General features: G+C 66.5%; 7 protein-coding genes and 3 pseudogenes. 2 read left to right on the top strand and 8 right to left on the bottom strand.

Annotated elements, in window-relative coordinates:
• Positions 1–10: 10 nt before the first annotated feature.
• The 7 genes and pseudogenes from ABZO31_RS00450 to ABZO31_RS00480 all read right to left on the bottom strand — a co-directional run bounded on the left by ABZO31_RS00450 (position 11) and on the right by ABZO31_RS00480 (position 13,969).
• The gene (locus ABZO31_RS00450) at positions 11–316 is read right to left on the bottom strand and encodes a hypothetical protein (RefSeq protein ID WP_406858789.1); all 306 of its coding nucleotides are present in this window, start codon (positions 314–316) and stop codon (positions 11–13) included.
• A gap of 684 nt (positions 317–1,000) precedes the next feature.
• Complete coding sequence (locus ABZO31_RS00455; RefSeq protein ID WP_406858790.1) at positions 1,001–1,609, bottom strand: barstar family protein; 609 nt, start codon at positions 1,607–1,609, stop codon at positions 1,001–1,003.
• Positions 1,610–2,231: 622 nt separating this feature from the next.
• Positions 2,232–3,335 (bottom strand): DUF4190 domain-containing protein, encoded by a 1,104-nt coding sequence (locus ABZO31_RS00460; RefSeq protein ID WP_406858791.1) that lies wholly within the window; start codon positions 3,333–3,335, stop codon positions 2,232–2,234.
• A 29-nt stretch (positions 3,336–3,364) separates the two neighbouring features.
• Positions 3,365–3,700: a hypothetical protein gene (locus ABZO31_RS00465; RefSeq protein WP_406858792.1), complete on the bottom strand. Its 336-nt coding sequence runs from the start codon at positions 3,698–3,700 to the stop codon at positions 3,365–3,367.
• Positions 3,701–3,794: 94 nt separating this feature from the next.
• The gene (locus ABZO31_RS00470; protein ID WP_406858793.1) at positions 3,795–12,314 is read right to left on the bottom strand and encodes a DNRLRE domain-containing protein; all 8,520 of its coding nucleotides are present in this window, start codon (positions 12,312–12,314) and stop codon (positions 3,795–3,797) included.
• Positions 12,315–12,719: 405 nt separating this feature from the next.
• Positions 12,720–13,232: pseudogene (locus ABZO31_RS00475) on the bottom strand (potassium transporter TrkA); the annotation flags it as partial.
• A gap of 73 nt (positions 13,233–13,305) precedes the next feature.
• Positions 13,306–13,969, bottom strand: a pseudogene (locus ABZO31_RS00480) (response regulator).
• 377 nt (positions 13,970–14,346) lie between these two features.
• Between ABZO31_RS00480 and ABZO31_RS00485 the strand changes: the two are divergent.
• Positions 14,347–14,598 carry an ATP-binding protein gene (locus tag ABZO31_RS00485; RefSeq protein ID WP_406865221.1) on the top strand — a complete coding sequence of 84 codons (252 nt, stop codon included), beginning with the start codon at positions 14,347–14,349 and terminating at the stop codon, positions 14,596–14,598.
• A 2-nt stretch (positions 14,599–14,600) separates the two neighbouring features.
• On the opposite strand, the gene ABZO31_RS00490 is transcribed toward ABZO31_RS00485, so the two are convergent.
• A complete protein-coding gene (locus ABZO31_RS00490) occupies positions 14,601–14,942 on the bottom strand; it encodes a hypothetical protein (protein WP_406858794.1) in 342 nt (113 codons plus the stop codon).
• A gap of 106 nt (positions 14,943–15,048) precedes the next feature.
• Between ABZO31_RS00490 and ABZO31_RS00495 the strand changes: the two are divergent.
• A pseudogene (locus ABZO31_RS00495) lies at positions 15,049–15,599 on the top strand (SPFH domain-containing protein); the annotation flags it as partial.
• Between the last annotated feature and the right edge of the window lie 50 nt (positions 15,600–15,649).

Below are 15,649 nucleotides of genomic sequence, written 5' to 3' on the forward strand. Positions count from 1 at the left end.
CTTCGCTGGGTCAGGTGTTGCAGAAGCCGCTCTTCTTCAGCGCGCCGTTGATGCCGGCGCCTTGCGCCTCGTCGGTGGTGACGTCCTTGTAGGTGAAGCGCTGGGATGCCAGCCAGTCGGCCTTCGCGGAGTCGAGTGAGCCGCACTGATTGCGGGCGGCGTCGATGGCCTTGTCCTCGTGCCTGACGGCGTCGGGGGCGACGCGGCGGATCGCTTCGAGGAGTTCGGCGCGCTTGGCGCCAGTGGGCTCGGGCGGGATGCCGGCCTTCTTCAAGGCGTCGTCCGTGCTGGCCTTCGGGGTGCTGGTCGAGGGCACTGGTGGTGCAGTTCCGTCGGGCTTGGCTGTGGTCGTGCAGCCGACGAGCGTGGCAAGCAACAGTGTGGGGCAGTGATGGCAGTGGTGCGGGTGCGCATGGTCCCCCCAGAAGTGACGTGATGAGAGCTACCTCATCATGCGGCGTCAGGGGCTGTTGCTGGGTGCTTGTTGGCCATGTCGCGCCCCAGAGCGCGGAAGCGGCGCCGGAGTCCTTCTTCGGGACTGGGGAGGGCCGGGCGGCGGGCCAGACCGCGACGGCGTACCCGCCAGCGGCCGCGGGCGGGCGGCGGGGTGAGGCCCTGTTTTAGAAATGGGCTTCGTTGTTCGCCCTGTGCCGTGATGATCACGGTGTGGGGCGAGGGGATCTTTCTGACGAGCGGTGGGCGGCGCTGGAGCCGTTGCTGCCGGTCGCGGTGTTGGGCCGGCCGGCGGTGGGGCGGAGGAGGCTGATCGATGGGATCCGGTGGCGGGTGCGGACCGTGCTCCGTGGAGAGATCTGCCGCAGGAGTACGGGCCGTGGCAGATCGAGGGCATCGACCTCACCCTGTCCTTTCTCCGCGCGAAGCGCAACGAGACCCAACGCCGAGTCCAGCGACCAGCCGTCCACCTCGGCATCCCCGCACTCCGCAGGCCGCAGGAGTTCAAATGGTGTTTCCCAGACCGATGTCTGCAAGCGACCAGCTGTCACTGAAGGAAGACGCTGACGCCCCGTTCCTCGAGGATCTCCAGGAGCAGGTCGAACAGCGCAACCTCACGGTCGCCGACAGGGATGCGCTCTACCAACCGTGCCCGGGCCTGGGCCGAGGACTCCCAGTGCAAGGTGAATGGAGCAGTGGCTCCCCAGCCCCCGCAGAGGCAGTCGTCCAGAGCGTCCAGGTTCCAGCCGAAGTATCCGCCGGGTCCGTTGACGGCTTCACCGATCGCACAGTAGAAGCTGTCTTCGTCGACGATGTGCCGGCCGTCCAAGGCGAACACCTGGCCTACCGAGGCATCAGGCTTTGCCTGGCGTTGGTACTCCTGAGAGAACAGCGCCACCGACAGCCACGCGCGTCTCTCCTCGGGTGCGAGTTCGTGCCACATTCCGGTGTGGTTCAGGTGACTGGTGCGGACCAGGTCCCACGCTCGTTCCGCTCCGGGCAGGGCGTTATCGCACCACAGCGTCACTGTGAGGTCGACGAGGCCGGTTTCACGAGCGGAGGGTTTGACATCGACGACGGTGACCTCGCTGACGAAGTAGGACCCCATGGTGGCACCGTCGCCGTCGAGAAGGGCGAGCCAGGCGTTTCCCGCCATGGCGCGACGACTACCGACATGATCGAGGCGCTTCAGTAGGCCACCCTGCGGGAGGCACCCTCCGAGGTGCACTCGGCGTGCACCCTCCTCATCCGGCAGGGGTGTGAAGAGCCCCTCGGCCTCGTGAGCGAAGCCCCAGAAGTCGCTGTCGTCCTCGTCCGAGGTCAGTGCGTACTTCTGCCCCCCGCCGCCCTGCCCTGAAGTTCGCATCGCACCCCCGATAAGAGCGCTGATCCTACCGACGCCCGACAACTCGCTGGGCGGTCGCCGCCGCCCCCACCCCCGACCTCATCCCATCCCATATCGGACTCCTATTGACGGGCCACCTAGCCCGTGCACCCATGAGAGTGAGGTGCAGAGAAGCATCACCTGTCGTTGTTGACCGACGGGCCATGCTGCTTACCTGGTGTGGCACGCCGTAGCCGGCCCAGGTCGATGTCCATGATCAGCATGCGTTCGTGACCGCAGCGAGGGCATGAGCGGTCCGGGTTGATGGCCGGATCCAGGCACTTGAGGCGACCGCTTCGATCCGGCCCGCGGGCTTCGAGACTTCTGGCAGCGGTCATGTGCGTCACGTGCCGGCTCTCCCGATGGACGGCCCGGGTCGGCCCGCGCCCGGCAGTCAGCGAAGCGCCGTGTAGGTCACAGGTGCTGCCGTTGGCCCACCGGGCACGGCCGGGCCGGCTGGAAGATTCAGCAGGGCGCGGATCCGCTGCATGTATTGCTTTCCGGAGTGGCGGTCCACTGAGCGCAGGTGTCCGAGGAAGGACGTCGCGTCGGGCGCCTCAGCCGCCTGGCGCCAGAACGGGATCCCGGCTTCGAGCTCGGTCACGAGCCGGCTCTTGGCCTGCTCCGCACCGCCGGACAGTTCGGCGCCTCTGAGGAGCTGGACCGAATCGGCCTGTGCCTCGGCCATGCGTGCGGCCCAGGCCTGGGCTCCGGCGAGGTCCTGCTGAGGGCTCTTGGCCGGGCGGAGCACGCCTTCGGCGTTCAGTGGCTTGAGTGCCGCGAGATAGACGGATTGCGCGGGGTCCAGGTCGGCGGCGTCGAGTCGTACCGAGGCGCCGAGCAGGGCGTTGCCCGGACGGGCCACCCAGCACAGAACGTCGCGCTGTCCGGCGGTCCAGCCGCGCTCGTCCGGGTAGAAGTAGTAGGTCTGCAGAGGTCCGGAGCCTGTGGGGTCGGCCGTGTAGTCGAGGAAGAGCTTCGCGCACTGCGGTCTGGCGATCGCCGTGACCTCGTCCCGGGCAGGGGCACTGTTCAGTTCGGGCAGTCGGAAGACGGCGTACGCCTCTGCTCGGTGGGGTGTGTCGCACGGGAGCAGGCGCACGTCCGCCCCGGGCGTCGACGGTGCGTTTCGTCCGGCGGGCCCCGACCGCGGGGTGAAGCAGTCGCCCGGTTCGATCGAGTGGAACGTGGTCCAGCCGGGCTTGGCGACGTCGCCCGCCGCGTCCCGCGTGGGTGGCGTCCAGACGCGGAAGTCGACGACTGCGGCAACGAGGCCCGCAAGTACGAGCGCCGTGCCGGAGATGGCGATACCGGCGATGGCGAGTCCCTGACCCCGTTGCCCCCTCCTGGATATCTGTACGAGCGCCACGATGCCGAAGATCAGGCCGAGTGGGGCGAGGCACAGCAGGGCTGTCACCAGCGCGGTGACGGCGAAGGGGTTCAGCGTCCTGGTCGAAGGCGACGGCTGGTGCGGGTACGGCGGGTGAGGCAGGGACACGGCACAACCCTTGTTCGGTGGACGGCGGGCTACGGTCGGCGTTCCGCCGCAGCGCGCCTGTTGGTGTCGATGATCGTGAAGAGGACGAGGGCGAGAGCGGACGGAATGGCGATCGCCAGGAAGGCCACTTTCAAGGGGTGGCTTGCCTCGAACTTGAGGAGAAGGAGCCAGATCAGCGCGCCCGTGCCGATCGCGAACGTCGTCCTGCCGAGCACGAACGCCTGACGCCGCGCCCCAGCGGCCGACCATTCGATCTTCGGATACTTGTTCATCTGCCGGAATGCCGCGTCGCCGAGCCCCAAGGGATTGGTCATGTAGAGCAGCCCGAGGGCCACGAAGAGCGCGGGTCCGAGGAATATCTCCATGGGTGTCTTGCCTCGAAGAGTCGGAGGGTGTGGGGGCAGGTGGCGCATGCTACCTGCCCCCACGGTTGTTCAGATGGCTGGTTCAGTGATCAGGTCAGTGGACTCCAGTGCAGGTCAGAGAGCCTCCGACGTCGCCTCCCGGGGTCGAGACGCCGAAGGAGAACGTTCCCACGGGGTCGTCGGCGCTGTTTCTCACGACGCTGGTGAGGGGCAGGCTGGACCCGGGGTCCATGCAGTTGGCCGAGGCGTTGACGGCCTGACCGTAACTACCGGTGAAGATCCCGAGCGTGCCGTCGAGATTCAGTCCCGACCCTCGGACCTGGTTCCAGTCGTCGGCGTTGCTGTAGCCCGCCGTCCCGGAGACGGTCCACCCTGGGGTGGTCAGCTCGGGGCCTTCCGAGCCGACCCAGGCCAGGTCGAAGCCGCCTTCGGTCCGCATCGAGCCCAGGCATCCGGAGAGTGTGTAGCCCCAGACCATTCCGGCGTCCACGTTGACGCACAGGAACTTGGTGGTGCCGTAGCCCGTGGTGTCCCGCAGGAACGACTCGCCGGGGGTTCCGCCGCCCATCGCCTGGTCGAAGAGGCCGCCGAGGAAGTTCTCCCAGGCAGGGATCTCCTTGGGAGGGCTGTATCCCTCCGAGGCGCCCGGCAGCGTGTTGTTGTACTGCCAGGAGTTGCCGAACTCGCCCGAGCCGGAGACCGGGGTCGGCTCGCTGTCGGCGGAGCCGGCATCGGGGTCGTACTGCCAGGCGTTGCCCCATTCGCCCGGGCCGGAGATCGTCGTGCCGGTGTCCATGCGCGGGCAGGTGAAGCTGTTGTAGCCCATGCAGTCCGGCTCGTGTCCGTCGAGCTCGACCCGGCTGACCGGGTTTCCGCCCGTGAAGGAGTACCGGTTGCCGGTCATCAGGTCGGTGCCGAGCTTCATGTCGGCGAGGGCTCCGGTGTACATGTCCCGGGTGGTGAAGCGGTTGAGGTCCGGGTTGTAGTCGCGGAAGCCCATGTCGTACGTGCTCGAGGAGACGTCCCAGCGCTTTGCGTTGAAGCGGTAGGGGTTGTAGGCGTCCTTGGCCGGGTCGGCCGGATTTGCCTTGTCCAGGCCGGTGAACTCTGTTGCGTCGTCCTTTCCGTAGGCCGTGTATCCGTAGGTGGCGTTGGTGTCGCCGGCCGCTGTGCTGACGGACTCGACGTCGCCTCGGGTGTTGTACCCGTACACGCCGAGTTCCTCGGTGCCGTCGACGGTCTTCAGCTGGGAGAGCCGCTTGCCCCACGGCGAGTACTGGTAGGACGCGGTGAGCGTGCCTGCGACCTCTTCGGTGAGCACTTCGCCGGACAGGCCGAGGTAGTCGTACTCGGTGGTCTTGCCTTCCGAGGTCTTGCTGGTGGTGCGGTCGAGCGGGTCGAAGGTGTACTTCGTCACCGACTGGCCACCGGACTCGGTCAGTTTGGAGCTCTCCACGACGTGGTCGAAGCCGTCGTACGTCTTGCGCTCGACGATCTTGCCTTCGCCCGAGATGGTCTCCAGTCGGCCGAAGGGGTCGTAGGTGTAGCCCGCCACGGCTCCGTTGACGGTCGCCGACTGGAGTCGGTTGCGGTCGAACGTGAAGGTGGAGGGCACCCCCTTGACGTTCTGCGACACCACGTTGGCGTTGTCGTCGTGGACGTAGGTTTCGGTCGAGGAGCCGGTGCCGGTCTTCGTCACCTGTGAGATCCGGTCCACCGGGTCGTAGGTGTAGTTCGCCGTCACGTCGATGTACGTAGACGGCGCGTCGGCGTTCATCTTCTTGCCGACGTCCCGGGCCTTGTTGCCGTTGGCGTCGTAGGTGACGGTGTGCTCCGAGACGAGCGTGCCGTTCGCCTTCTTCTCCTTCTGGGTCTTGATCGCCCCGTCGAGGTAGTAGGTGAAGTCGACGGTGTTGCTGTTGGCCTTGGTCTCCTTCAGCTTCTGGCCGCGGTCGGTGTAGGTGTAGGAGGTGACCTTCGGTGAGGCGTCCGAGGAGGACTTGCCGACCGAGATCGTCTTGACCAGCTCGCGCAGGTCGTAGGTGTACTTGGAGTACTGGTCGGGATGGGTGACCGTGTCCGGCTGGCCGTTGGCGTCGTACGTGTACGACGTGGCCTTCTTTGCCTGGCCGGCCAGGGCCTCGGTCACCTTCTGGACCTGGTTGAGGCCGGTGTAGGAGATCGTGTAGGCGTCGATCGTGGTGCCGGAGGACGTGTCGTCGACCGAGGTCAGGTTGCCGTTGGCGTCGTAGGCGTAGGCGAAGGTGCGCTTCTCGCCGTCCGTCTCGGCAGAGTTGTCACGCACCAGCTTGACGCCGTCCGCAACGACCACGCCCGCGCTGTTCTGGAACAGCTGGAGCTTGCCTGTGTCGCCCTTGGTGAAGGTGTACGTGCCGAGCGCGACCCACGTGCCGGCGGCCGTCCTCTGGTCCTTGGTCACGTTCGCCGTGCCCGTGGCATGGGTGACGGTGTACTTCGCCGTCGTCGTCGCCCCGGTGACTGCTGGGTACTTGACGTACGCGGTGTACGCGCCGTCCTGCGGGACGTTCAAGGTCCAGGTGAAGGCATCGGTGCCGGTGCCCGCTACGTGGGTCTGATGGTTGTAACCCTGTTGTCCGGCGAGGTCTCCCTTCGGCCACGTACCGGTCGCCGATGTGCTCTGGGTGTCGGAGTTGTCCACGAGGGCGACGGCGCTGCCGACCGGCACGCCGTCGTCCGTCCGGGTCTTGAGCTTGCCGTCCGGGTAGTAGTCCCAGCCCATCGTCCGGGACGAGGAACTTCCGGCCGACGTGAGCGTACGGGAGGTCTGCAGGCCGAGCTCGTTGTAGGCGTACGTGGTGGCGATGTCCCACGGGTCGGTGGACTTCTTCACCCATCCGTTGTCGAAGTAGGAGTAGGTGGTGTCGTTGCGGAGGGTCTGGCCTTCTGACGGCGGGAGCGAGGTCTTGGCGACCCGGCCCACCTCGTCGTAGGCGGTCTGCGTGTAGACGTTCGCCTTGTTGTAGCGGCCGTCGTTCGGGTCGTACGGCTGGAACTGCTTGACCGGCCGGTTCAGCGCGTCGTACTCGGTCCGGGCAGCGAAGTCGTCCGAATGGGCCGTGTCCGCACCACGCGGGGTGATGACCTTGGTGGTGTTGCCGACCTGGTCGTACTCGTACTTCGTGGTCCGGTAGGTGATCGAGGTGGTGCCGTCGTGCGGGGCCTTGACCTCGGCCTTCTTGCCACGCTCGTCGTAGGTGACGGTCGTGGTGTTGTTCTCCTCGTCCGTGGTGGAGAGGACCAGCGAGTCCTTGTCGTAGGCCTTCTTGGTGGTCTTGCCGGCCGCGTCCGTGACCGTGGTGACCCGGTGGTTCAGGTCGTATGCGGTCTTGGTCGTGTAGTCGTCGGGGTCGGAGGTCGCGTTCTTCTTCGGATCGACGACCTTGGTGACGTTTCCGACGTTGTCGTACTCGTAGCTGATCTTGTCGCCTGCCGCGTTGACAGCGGAGACGAGCTGGTAGATCTCGTCGTAGGTGTTGGTCGTCTTGTAGTCGTTCGGGTCAGTGGGGGTCAGCGTTCCCTTCGGCTCCGTGACGGACCGGAGGTGACCGACCTTGTCGTAGGTGTAACTCGTCCGGCGCTCGGTGGACGTGGCCGTGTCCTTGGGGGCCGTCGCAGAGACGATCTGGTCGGTGGCGTCGTACACCGCCGTGGACACGGCACCGTTGGGCGCCGTCGACGTGGTGACGTTGTCGTTGGCGTCGTAGACCGGGGCCGGCGTGGTGATCACGTCACCCGTGGCCTGGTCCTTGGGCACCGTCTTGACCATCGGACGCCCGTAGACGTCGTAGGTCTGCGTGGTCTTCTTGCCCAGCGCGTCCGTGAGCTCGGTGACCCGGCCGCGTGCGTCGTAGACGAACTCCGTCGTCTTGTTCAGCGCGTCGGTGATCTTCGCCGGGGACCCGGTCGGCCCGAAGTCGTGGTTCGTCGTCGGGTTGCCGTTGGGGTCGGTCGTCTTGGTCAGCTGGCCGTAGACGTCGTACTGGTACGAGGTGGTGTAGTCACCTGCCGTGGGAGTGGCGACGCCCTTGGGGTCGGTGACTGTCTTCAGGTTGCCGAAGGTGTCGTAGCCGAACTGCCACTTGCGGCCCTCCGGGGAGGTCTTGGTGAACAGGTCGGCGGAGAAGCCGTCGGCACGCGTCTGGTATTCGAACTTCTGGGAGTTCGTCGGGTAGGTGCCCGGTGCGCACTCTGTGGGTGCTGGGACGCCGGCCTTGTTGTTCTCCGCGTCGCGCTGCCAGAGCGGGTATCCGGTCTTCTGGTCGTAGCAGTAGGCGGTCTTGGCGCCGTTGGCCTCCTCGAGGTACGTGACGTTGTTGTCCGCGTCCCACGACAGCTTCGTGCTCTGTGACTTGGCGTTGGTGTTCTGCACCGGGCGGCCGAAGTCGTCCGTCACGAAGTTCGTCGCGCGGTTCTCGGCGTCGGTGACCGTCGTGTCGGTGAACTTGGAGTTGCCCGTGTTGGGGCGGTAGGCAAAGCTCATGGAGCCCTGCAGACGGTCGGTGATCGTCTTGGTCCACCAGTGGTACTTCGGGTCGTCACCGGCCTGCGGTGCGAAGTACGCCATATTGGTGGCGTTGCCGCGCGGGTCGGTGACCTTGACGAGCTTGACGTTCTTGTTGCCCTGGGTGGCGTCGTACTCGAAGGCGAACACCTTCGGCTGGGTCGAGCCCGCGCCGTCAGTGATCTTGGTGAGCAGCCCCTTGTCGGAGTACTCGAAGGTCAGCTTGCGCTGCGAGACGTCGGTCATCGACTTGACGTGGTCGATGATCTTCGGGTTGCTGCTGTCGGCCTTGGAGTAGTACTCGACGGTCAGCGACTGCCGGCCGGACGGGTCAGTGATGTACTTGAGGAACTTGGTCGGCTTGTTGTTGGACTTCCGCTCCTCGTACGTGTACGTCTGCGTGTTCCCGTTCTTGTCCACGATCGACGTCATGTAGCCGTCGCAGCCGAACACGAACCGCGTCCCGTCCGGACGGGTCATCGTCCAGGCGTCGGGGATCGGGTCCTTCAGCGGCGTGCAGTCGAGCCCCGGCTTGGCCGCCAGCTTGTAGTGGACGCCCGCCGGGGCCTTCCAGCTGGCGTCCGGCTGCTTCCTGAAGACGTGGGTGGTTCCGTCGCCGTCGGGAAGCTTGATCTCGGTCGGGTTCGGGTTCGGGTGGAAGTCCAGCGGTGCGCCGAGGCGCGTCGGCCCGGAGATCTGCCCGGACCAGCCGTGGCCGAGGACCGTGTCCGAGGTGTCCAGGCTGTTGTAGGAGAAGCGGCCGAAGGTGCTCAGTCCGCGCCCGGGGTTGGAGAATGCGTTGTACGACCAGACGCTGTTGCCCGCAGCCGTGTTGTTCATGACGGTCGAGCCGGCGCCGGTGTTCTTACCCGTGTACGAGTAGAACTTCTCCATGCCGAGCTGGTTGGAGGTCGGGTCCTCGACGGCGACGTTCTGCTTCAGCGAGGGGATGCCGCCCGTTCCCGCGGAGAGCCAGGTCCCGTCGGCGACCTTCTTTACGTCCCAGCCGAGGATGTACTCGCCCCGCTTGTTGCCGTTGTCGGAGTTGATCGGCGTCTTGACCTGCGCCTGAATCGCCGTCGACTCGCCCGGCAGGAGGGCCGGGATCGCAGTGGAGACCTGGTTGCCCCCGGTGGTGACGTCGGTTCCGTCCGGCAGCTTCCACGTGTAGGAGAGGACCCGCTCCCCCGCGGCCCAGGCGGCCGTCGTCGTGTTGGTGAGGGTGAAGTCGACCGTGTAGTCGGTGTTCGGGGTCATGCGCGCAGGGGTCTGCGGCGCGTAGTAGGTCGACTCGGTGGTGGAGTCGATGTACGTCACCACGACCTTCGGGTGGAGCTTCGGCTCGGCGCCCTCGGAGGACAGGAACAGTGTGCGCTCCTGCTTGGCGACCTCGTCGGCCATCTTGACGACCACACCCTTCTGCGAGGAAGGCGCGGTCACCCAGGACTGAGCAAGGGATGTGACGTTCCAGTCGTGACGGGCCGGGTCGTTGCTCATCGCCCCGACATCGGCCGTCACCGCACCGAAGTCACCGCCCTGAGCCGTCCAGTCCGTGGCGGCATCAGCCTTCACCCAGGTGGCCGTCTCGTCGAAGTCCCGGGTGAGCGGCCGCAGTTCGTACACCGCTCCGGCAGTCTCCTGCACCGTCTGGGTGGACCACAGGCGGACCTTGGCGTCGAGGACGCGGGCCGTCTGCGGGATGCCCAGGGCGGGGAACTTCAGAACGGCGCGAGTGTCCCCGAAGGTGGCGGAGTTGTTGCCGACTGTGACCCAGTTCTTCGGACCGCCGTCGACGATCGTGTCATGTGCGGTCGTCGGCTCCCCCGACGAAAGCGTGGTGTCCTGCGTCGCCGTGAGCACCTTCGTCGTCCGCCCGGCCTTGGGCAGGCGGACGAGCTGGGTGGGGGCGGCGACGACCTGGCCGTCCTTCGTCTTGACCGCGACCATGTAGTAGTACGCGCGGCCGTACGGGTCCGGATCGTCGGCCTTCGTCGGCGTCGCCGACGTGTCGGTGTACGACGTGGTGCCCGCGGCGACCGGGGACACCAGGGTTGCCGCCGAGGGGGTGAAGGTCTGGTTGATCGAGCGGTGGACCTGGTACTCGACGAGGTCGTCGCCGGTGCCGATCGGGTCCTGGTCGTCGTAGGCGGACCAGGCAAGTTCCGCGCCGGTGTCGTGGATCGTGGTGGGGGCGGCGAGGTCGACGCCCTGTCGGCCGAAGGTCAGCACGAGGCGGGGGTAGTTGGCGGTCTCGCCGCCGTACCCGAACTCGCTGCCCTCGTACCGCGGACCGCCCTTGGGGCCGTTCGCCGTCTCGTCGCCGGCCTTGATCACGAAACCGTTGTTCGTGTACGTGCCGTCGATCCACTGCTGGACCGTCTTGGTCACCGGGAACGAATGCCAGGTGTTCAGCTCACCGGGCTGCTTGGTGACCACACCGCCCTTGGTGAACCGCATCGCGTCCGCGAGAACGGCCGTCGTGGTCGAGGCGGGGCCGTCACCGAGGACGACCTTGCCCAGCGTGCCCGCCTTGAACGGGTGGCTGCCGAGGGTCTTCCACACACCGCCGGTGCCGGCGGCCTGGTTGACCGTGTACGCCTTGGTGCCGCCGTTGTAGGTGACGGTGTACGGCGCGTTCGTCGCACGGTCGGCGGCCGGGACGTAGTGCGTCTCGACCTGGTAGGTGCCGTCCTCCGGCAGGCTCGGCTGCCAGGTGTAGGTGTCACCCGCGACCGAGTCCTTGTTGTACATGTACGTCTGGTTCACCGCGTACTGCGTGTACGCCGTGTTCCCCGACGCCGGCCACGAACCCACCGCAGCCGTCCGACCCGCCTCACCGTTGTCGACGAGGACGGAGGTGCCGGACAGTTCGCCGGTGAACGTGTTCGCGCTGTTCCAGGTGGCCGTGTCCTCCTGCCACGCCTGGGTCGCGCGGTGCGCCTCCAGCTGCACCTCCGTGTCACCGGTGGTGTGCGTCTGGTCGAAGTAGAGCTTCAGATCGGCGGAGTCCAGCTTCGTCCCCGCCGCAACACCCGTGATCGGGAAACGGATCAACGCACGCGACGCGCCCGTCGTCGTGTTGCCGACCGACAGACGCCAGTTGTCCTTGTAGTTCGTCCCCGGACCGTCCGACGAGATCATCACGTCCTGCGCCGTCGACGGCGTCGGAGCGATCGCGATCGTCGGATCGATCGTCACGGGATACGCGCGCTCGGGGGCCGCCAGCCACTTCGCATCCGGGGTGACGGCGAGCGTCCACGCCTTGCCGGCCCGGATGAGCTTCTGCGTCACGGCCGGGCTGTAACCCGTCTTCGCGTCCGTCATGAACGCCGACGGGATCACGAGGACCGGATCCGCGCCCTCACCGAAGAACGCGATCGAGCCGTCCTTGTTCGCCTTCGGCGTCAGACCGCCCGCGTCCAGGGTGAACGTGTACGACACCGGACCCGACGGCTTCGCGTCGAGAACGATGTTCTCCTTCACCCGCCCCGGACCCACCACGTACGACAGGTCCGCGCCACCGACCGCATCCTTGTAGGTGACGGTGTCCCCGGCGGCGACCGGGGACAGCTTCCCCGCACCGCCCTTCAGCCCCAGCGTCACCGTGTGGCCGCCGGCCTCGAACCGCAGCAGCCGGCCCGCGTCCGAACCGAACGACGTACGCGCGGCGTTCGTCGTGTTGACGAACGGGAAACCCGCCGTCCCGCCCGGCGTGACCGTCGGATCGATGTCCTTCCAGGACGCCCCCGACCGGTACCCCGTCGGCACCGCCGACACCTCGGCCTGCACCCGACCGTCCGACAACTGCCAGTACCGGGCGTTCGCCGTACGACGCCCCGTCAGCTCAGCGACCCGCTTCGGCTTCGCGGCCGCCTTGCCCCTCGGCAACTTCTCCCGCGACGGCAACACCGGAGTACCACCCGTCCGCGGCTCCTCCGACCCGCTGGGCTCCTCCCCGTCCGAGAACCAGCGCGCGAGCGTGCTCGAGATACCCTCGCCGCCCTCATCATCTGTCACAGGCGCGGCGTACGCGACCTGTGGTAGGAGCGTCCCCGCCACTGCTGACACCAAAATGCAGGAGATATATCTCCCATACGGAACTTTCACTCCAACGCCTCTCAGCCATTTGGAAATTGTTTCCGGGCATGCCAAAGAAAGCCCCGCAATCTATGCGTGACTTCCGCGGCGGCGTTTCTAGTGCGGTTCAAGATCCCATGTCAACAGTGCTCGTATATAGGGCAGTTGGGTTGGCCCTGCCTAATCTGGGCGTCATGCCCGCTTTGTCATGAAGGTATAGGCCCTAGCAATCTTTGTCGCACATCGTTCGCCGGGGCTATACATGCCAACACCCATCTTTGGATGTCGCGACAAGCGGCAGGCGACCACGAATGGGGCACAGTTCGACATAATTGACGGGGCGGCAGCATCCAGGACCGCATGGGGTAGCTCGCCTGCTGATCTCTCGTGTCGACGAGATCAACAGGACTGGCCGAGAACAGCTCTCTGGCCGAGCAGTTCCGCCAGGCCTCCGCGAGTCGCCGCCCCACCACCCGGTCCTCGGCGCCGAGCACATACCCCGGATACAGGTCCCCCGCACAAGTCCCAGAGAGGCATCACTGTCGGCGGTGTCGAGGTCCGGACGCCAAGAGGAACGGCCGCAGCGCCCAAAGCAACTACCCGCCAAGCTCCAAGACGGACTGTCTAGAGCAGCACTCGACGTTCCACTGGGATCACACCGAAGACCTGGCGACCCGTCATCGCCGTGGCGAACGCGGGAGCGTCAGCGCCGAAACAGTGCGACTGCGGGTTCGGACCTCGGGATGGGCTGTGCGCAGAGCGCGGTAGACCGCTGTCGCAAAGTCGTCGTCGTGGAGCCGAAGTCCCACCAGCAGCCTGGTTGACCGTGCGGGCGTAGAGCGCGGCCTCCGGATCGGTGCTGTCCGCGCTGCCTGCGTTCTGGGTCTTCATGCTGAGGGCCGCCCGCGTCCGAACCCTGAACAGGATGGCGACCAGCGCAAGGGGCAATCCCAGCGGAGTGGTCCTGGTAGTGGGGGCCGGTGGGTCAGGGTTCGATGAGGCCGACGCGGATGGCGTACCGGGTGAGTTCGAGGCGGTCGCGCAGGCCCAGTTTCTGGAGAAGGTTGGCATGGTGGCGTTCGACGGTCTTGGGGCTGATGACGAGGAGATCGCCGATCTCTTTGGAGCTGTGGCCTTCGGCGACGAGTTTGAGAATCTTCCTCGCGTTCGGTGATGGGCCGGTCGGGCAGCGGATCTCCGGTGCGGGCGCGGTCGAGGTAGCTGCGGATGAGAGCCGTCTCGGCGCCGGGGTAGATGAAGGGTTCGTTGCGCAGTGCGGCACAGCATGCTTCGACGCGGTCGCGGTCGGCGACGGATTTGAGGACGTATCCGGATGCGCCGGCGCGGAAGGCTTCGAAGAAGTACTGCTCGTTGTCGTACATGGTCAGCATCAGAATCGGCAAGTCGGGGCGGAGGCAGGCGAGTTCGCGGGCGGCCTGCAGACCGGCCTGCCGGGGCATGGCGATGTCGAGGACGACGAGGTCGATGCTGAGGTTGCGGGCGTGGGTGATGGCTTCGGAACCGTCGGCGGCTTCGGCGACGACGTGCAGGTCGGGTTCCGCGTCGAGGATGAGCCGCACGCCTCGGCGGACAAGTGTGTGATCGTCGGCGAGAAGGATCCGGGCAGGGTCGGCGTCCGAGTGGTTCATCGTGTGTCCCTCGAGGTGTCGGCTGTGTCGAGGCGGACCTGGGTGCCGCCGTTCGGGCCCGGGCCGATCTGGAGGTCGGCGCCTATGAGCAGGGCACGTTCGCGCATTCCACGGATTCCCGCGCCCTCGGGTTCGTTGTTGAGCCCGTGGCCGTTGTCTCGCACCAGCAGTCTCGTGCCGCCTTGAGGGAGCGGCTGAAGGTGGACCTCGATGCGGGTGGCGTCCGAGTGTCGGGCGCATTGGTGAGTCTTTCCTGGGCGACTCGGTAGAGGACGACTTCGGTGGCCGGGGCGAAGTGAGGCAGGCCTTCACCTACCGCTGCCGCAATCGCTGCAAAGTGCCACAAGGCCGCACTCGAATGCCGCCGTTCGAGCATCATTCGGTTCTTCGCCGGACCCCGCCTGCTCGTGATCGATGAGCTGGGGTATCTCCCGCTGCCGGGCCACGGCGCTTCTGCACTCTTCCAGGTGATCAACCAGCGGTATCTGAAGTCGAGCACAATCCTGACGACCAATGTCGGTATCGGATTGGGCTGGCCCTTCGGTGACGCGACTGTCGCTGCCGCGATGCTCGACCGGCTCCTTCACCGAGCCGCCGTCGTCGGCATCGACGGCCTCAGGCGGCGATAGGGTCAGTCGGCGTTCTCGAACGAGGCACCGATGTTGTTCCACATGAAGGCGTCTTTCCAATCCTGGCGCCCCTTAGCCCAGCCGCTCAGGGCAGTGATCACCTTTTCCTGGGAGATCGTCCGGGTCTGGTAGTGCTCTGCCGCCGTCCCGTCACGGAACTCCAGCTGATAGGTGTTGTCATCCCGCAGCCACACCTGCACATACCAATCGCCGGCCGCCTCATCGTCGACTCGCTCGACAATCACGCAGGCGTTGCCCCGGCCGAGGTTCGCCACCATCCGGCTCAAGGCCGTGGGCCCCGGATTCCTCACCTGACGACCGTGCTCGTCTCTCGCCTGCAGCATGGCCCGATCATCCCCCACAGCTCTGACAACCGTCGAAGAGCAACCACGTCATACCCGCGCTCGCTCCCCACGTTCCTCAGTTGGTTCACTCCGTGAACCAACTGAGGCGAAGCTGCACGCCGAGGGGGAACGGCAGGCCAAGATCCTCACCGCGGAGGGCACGAAGCAGAAGGACATCCTGGAAGCACAGGGCGTGCAGCAGGCCATGATCCTGCGGGACGACGGCGAGGCGAAGGCGGTGGAGCGCGTCTTCCAGGCCGTTCATCGCAATAATGCCGACCCGAAGGTCCTGGCCTACGAGTACCTCGAGACACTCCCGCATCTGCGAAGAGCGACGACAACCCGTTCTGGGTGATCCCAGGCGAGCTGACCGAGGCAGTTCGCGCCGTCAGCCATGCATTCCGCGATCAGTCGATGATGGGGCTTCCCTCAGCCGCGCAACCGGACGAAGCAACCACCCCGGATGCCGGGCGTGCGGTTGACGAAGGAGGGGCTCCGGAGCTCGAGGCAGGCTCGCCGCTCTCGCTCGACGCTGCTGCGGCGGCAGCCGACGAGGTCGCAAAGCAGGCCGCGCCGTGGTGAGCGACGCGAAAGCCGAGGCCGAGGCCGCGAGGGCGGCCCAGGTAGCGGGCCCGGGGGCGCACGTCCGGCGATTGAGTACCGACGGCGAGCGCTCCCGGAGCGGCCGGACCTGATAGCGGCGAAGC

It is taken from the genome of Streptomyces solicamelliae (assembly GCF_045348655.1).
Lineage (GTDB): Bacteria > Actinomycetota > Actinomycetes > Streptomycetales > Streptomycetaceae > Streptomyces > Streptomyces solicamelliae.

Excerpts from the sequence above, each read along its gene's own strand:
- ABZO31_RS00455 (WP_406858790.1), bottom strand. The coding sequence starts at position 1,609 with ATGGCGGGAAACGCCTGGCTCGCCCTTCTCGACGGCGACGGTGCCACC.
- ABZO31_RS00490 (WP_406858794.1), bottom strand. The coding sequence starts at position 14,942 with ATGCTGCAGGCGAGAGACGAGCACGGTCGTCAGGTGAGGAATCCGGGG.
- ABZO31_RS00465 (WP_406858792.1), bottom strand. The coding sequence starts at position 3,700 with ATGGAGATATTCCTCGGACCCGCGCTCTTCGTGGCCCTCGGGCTGCTC.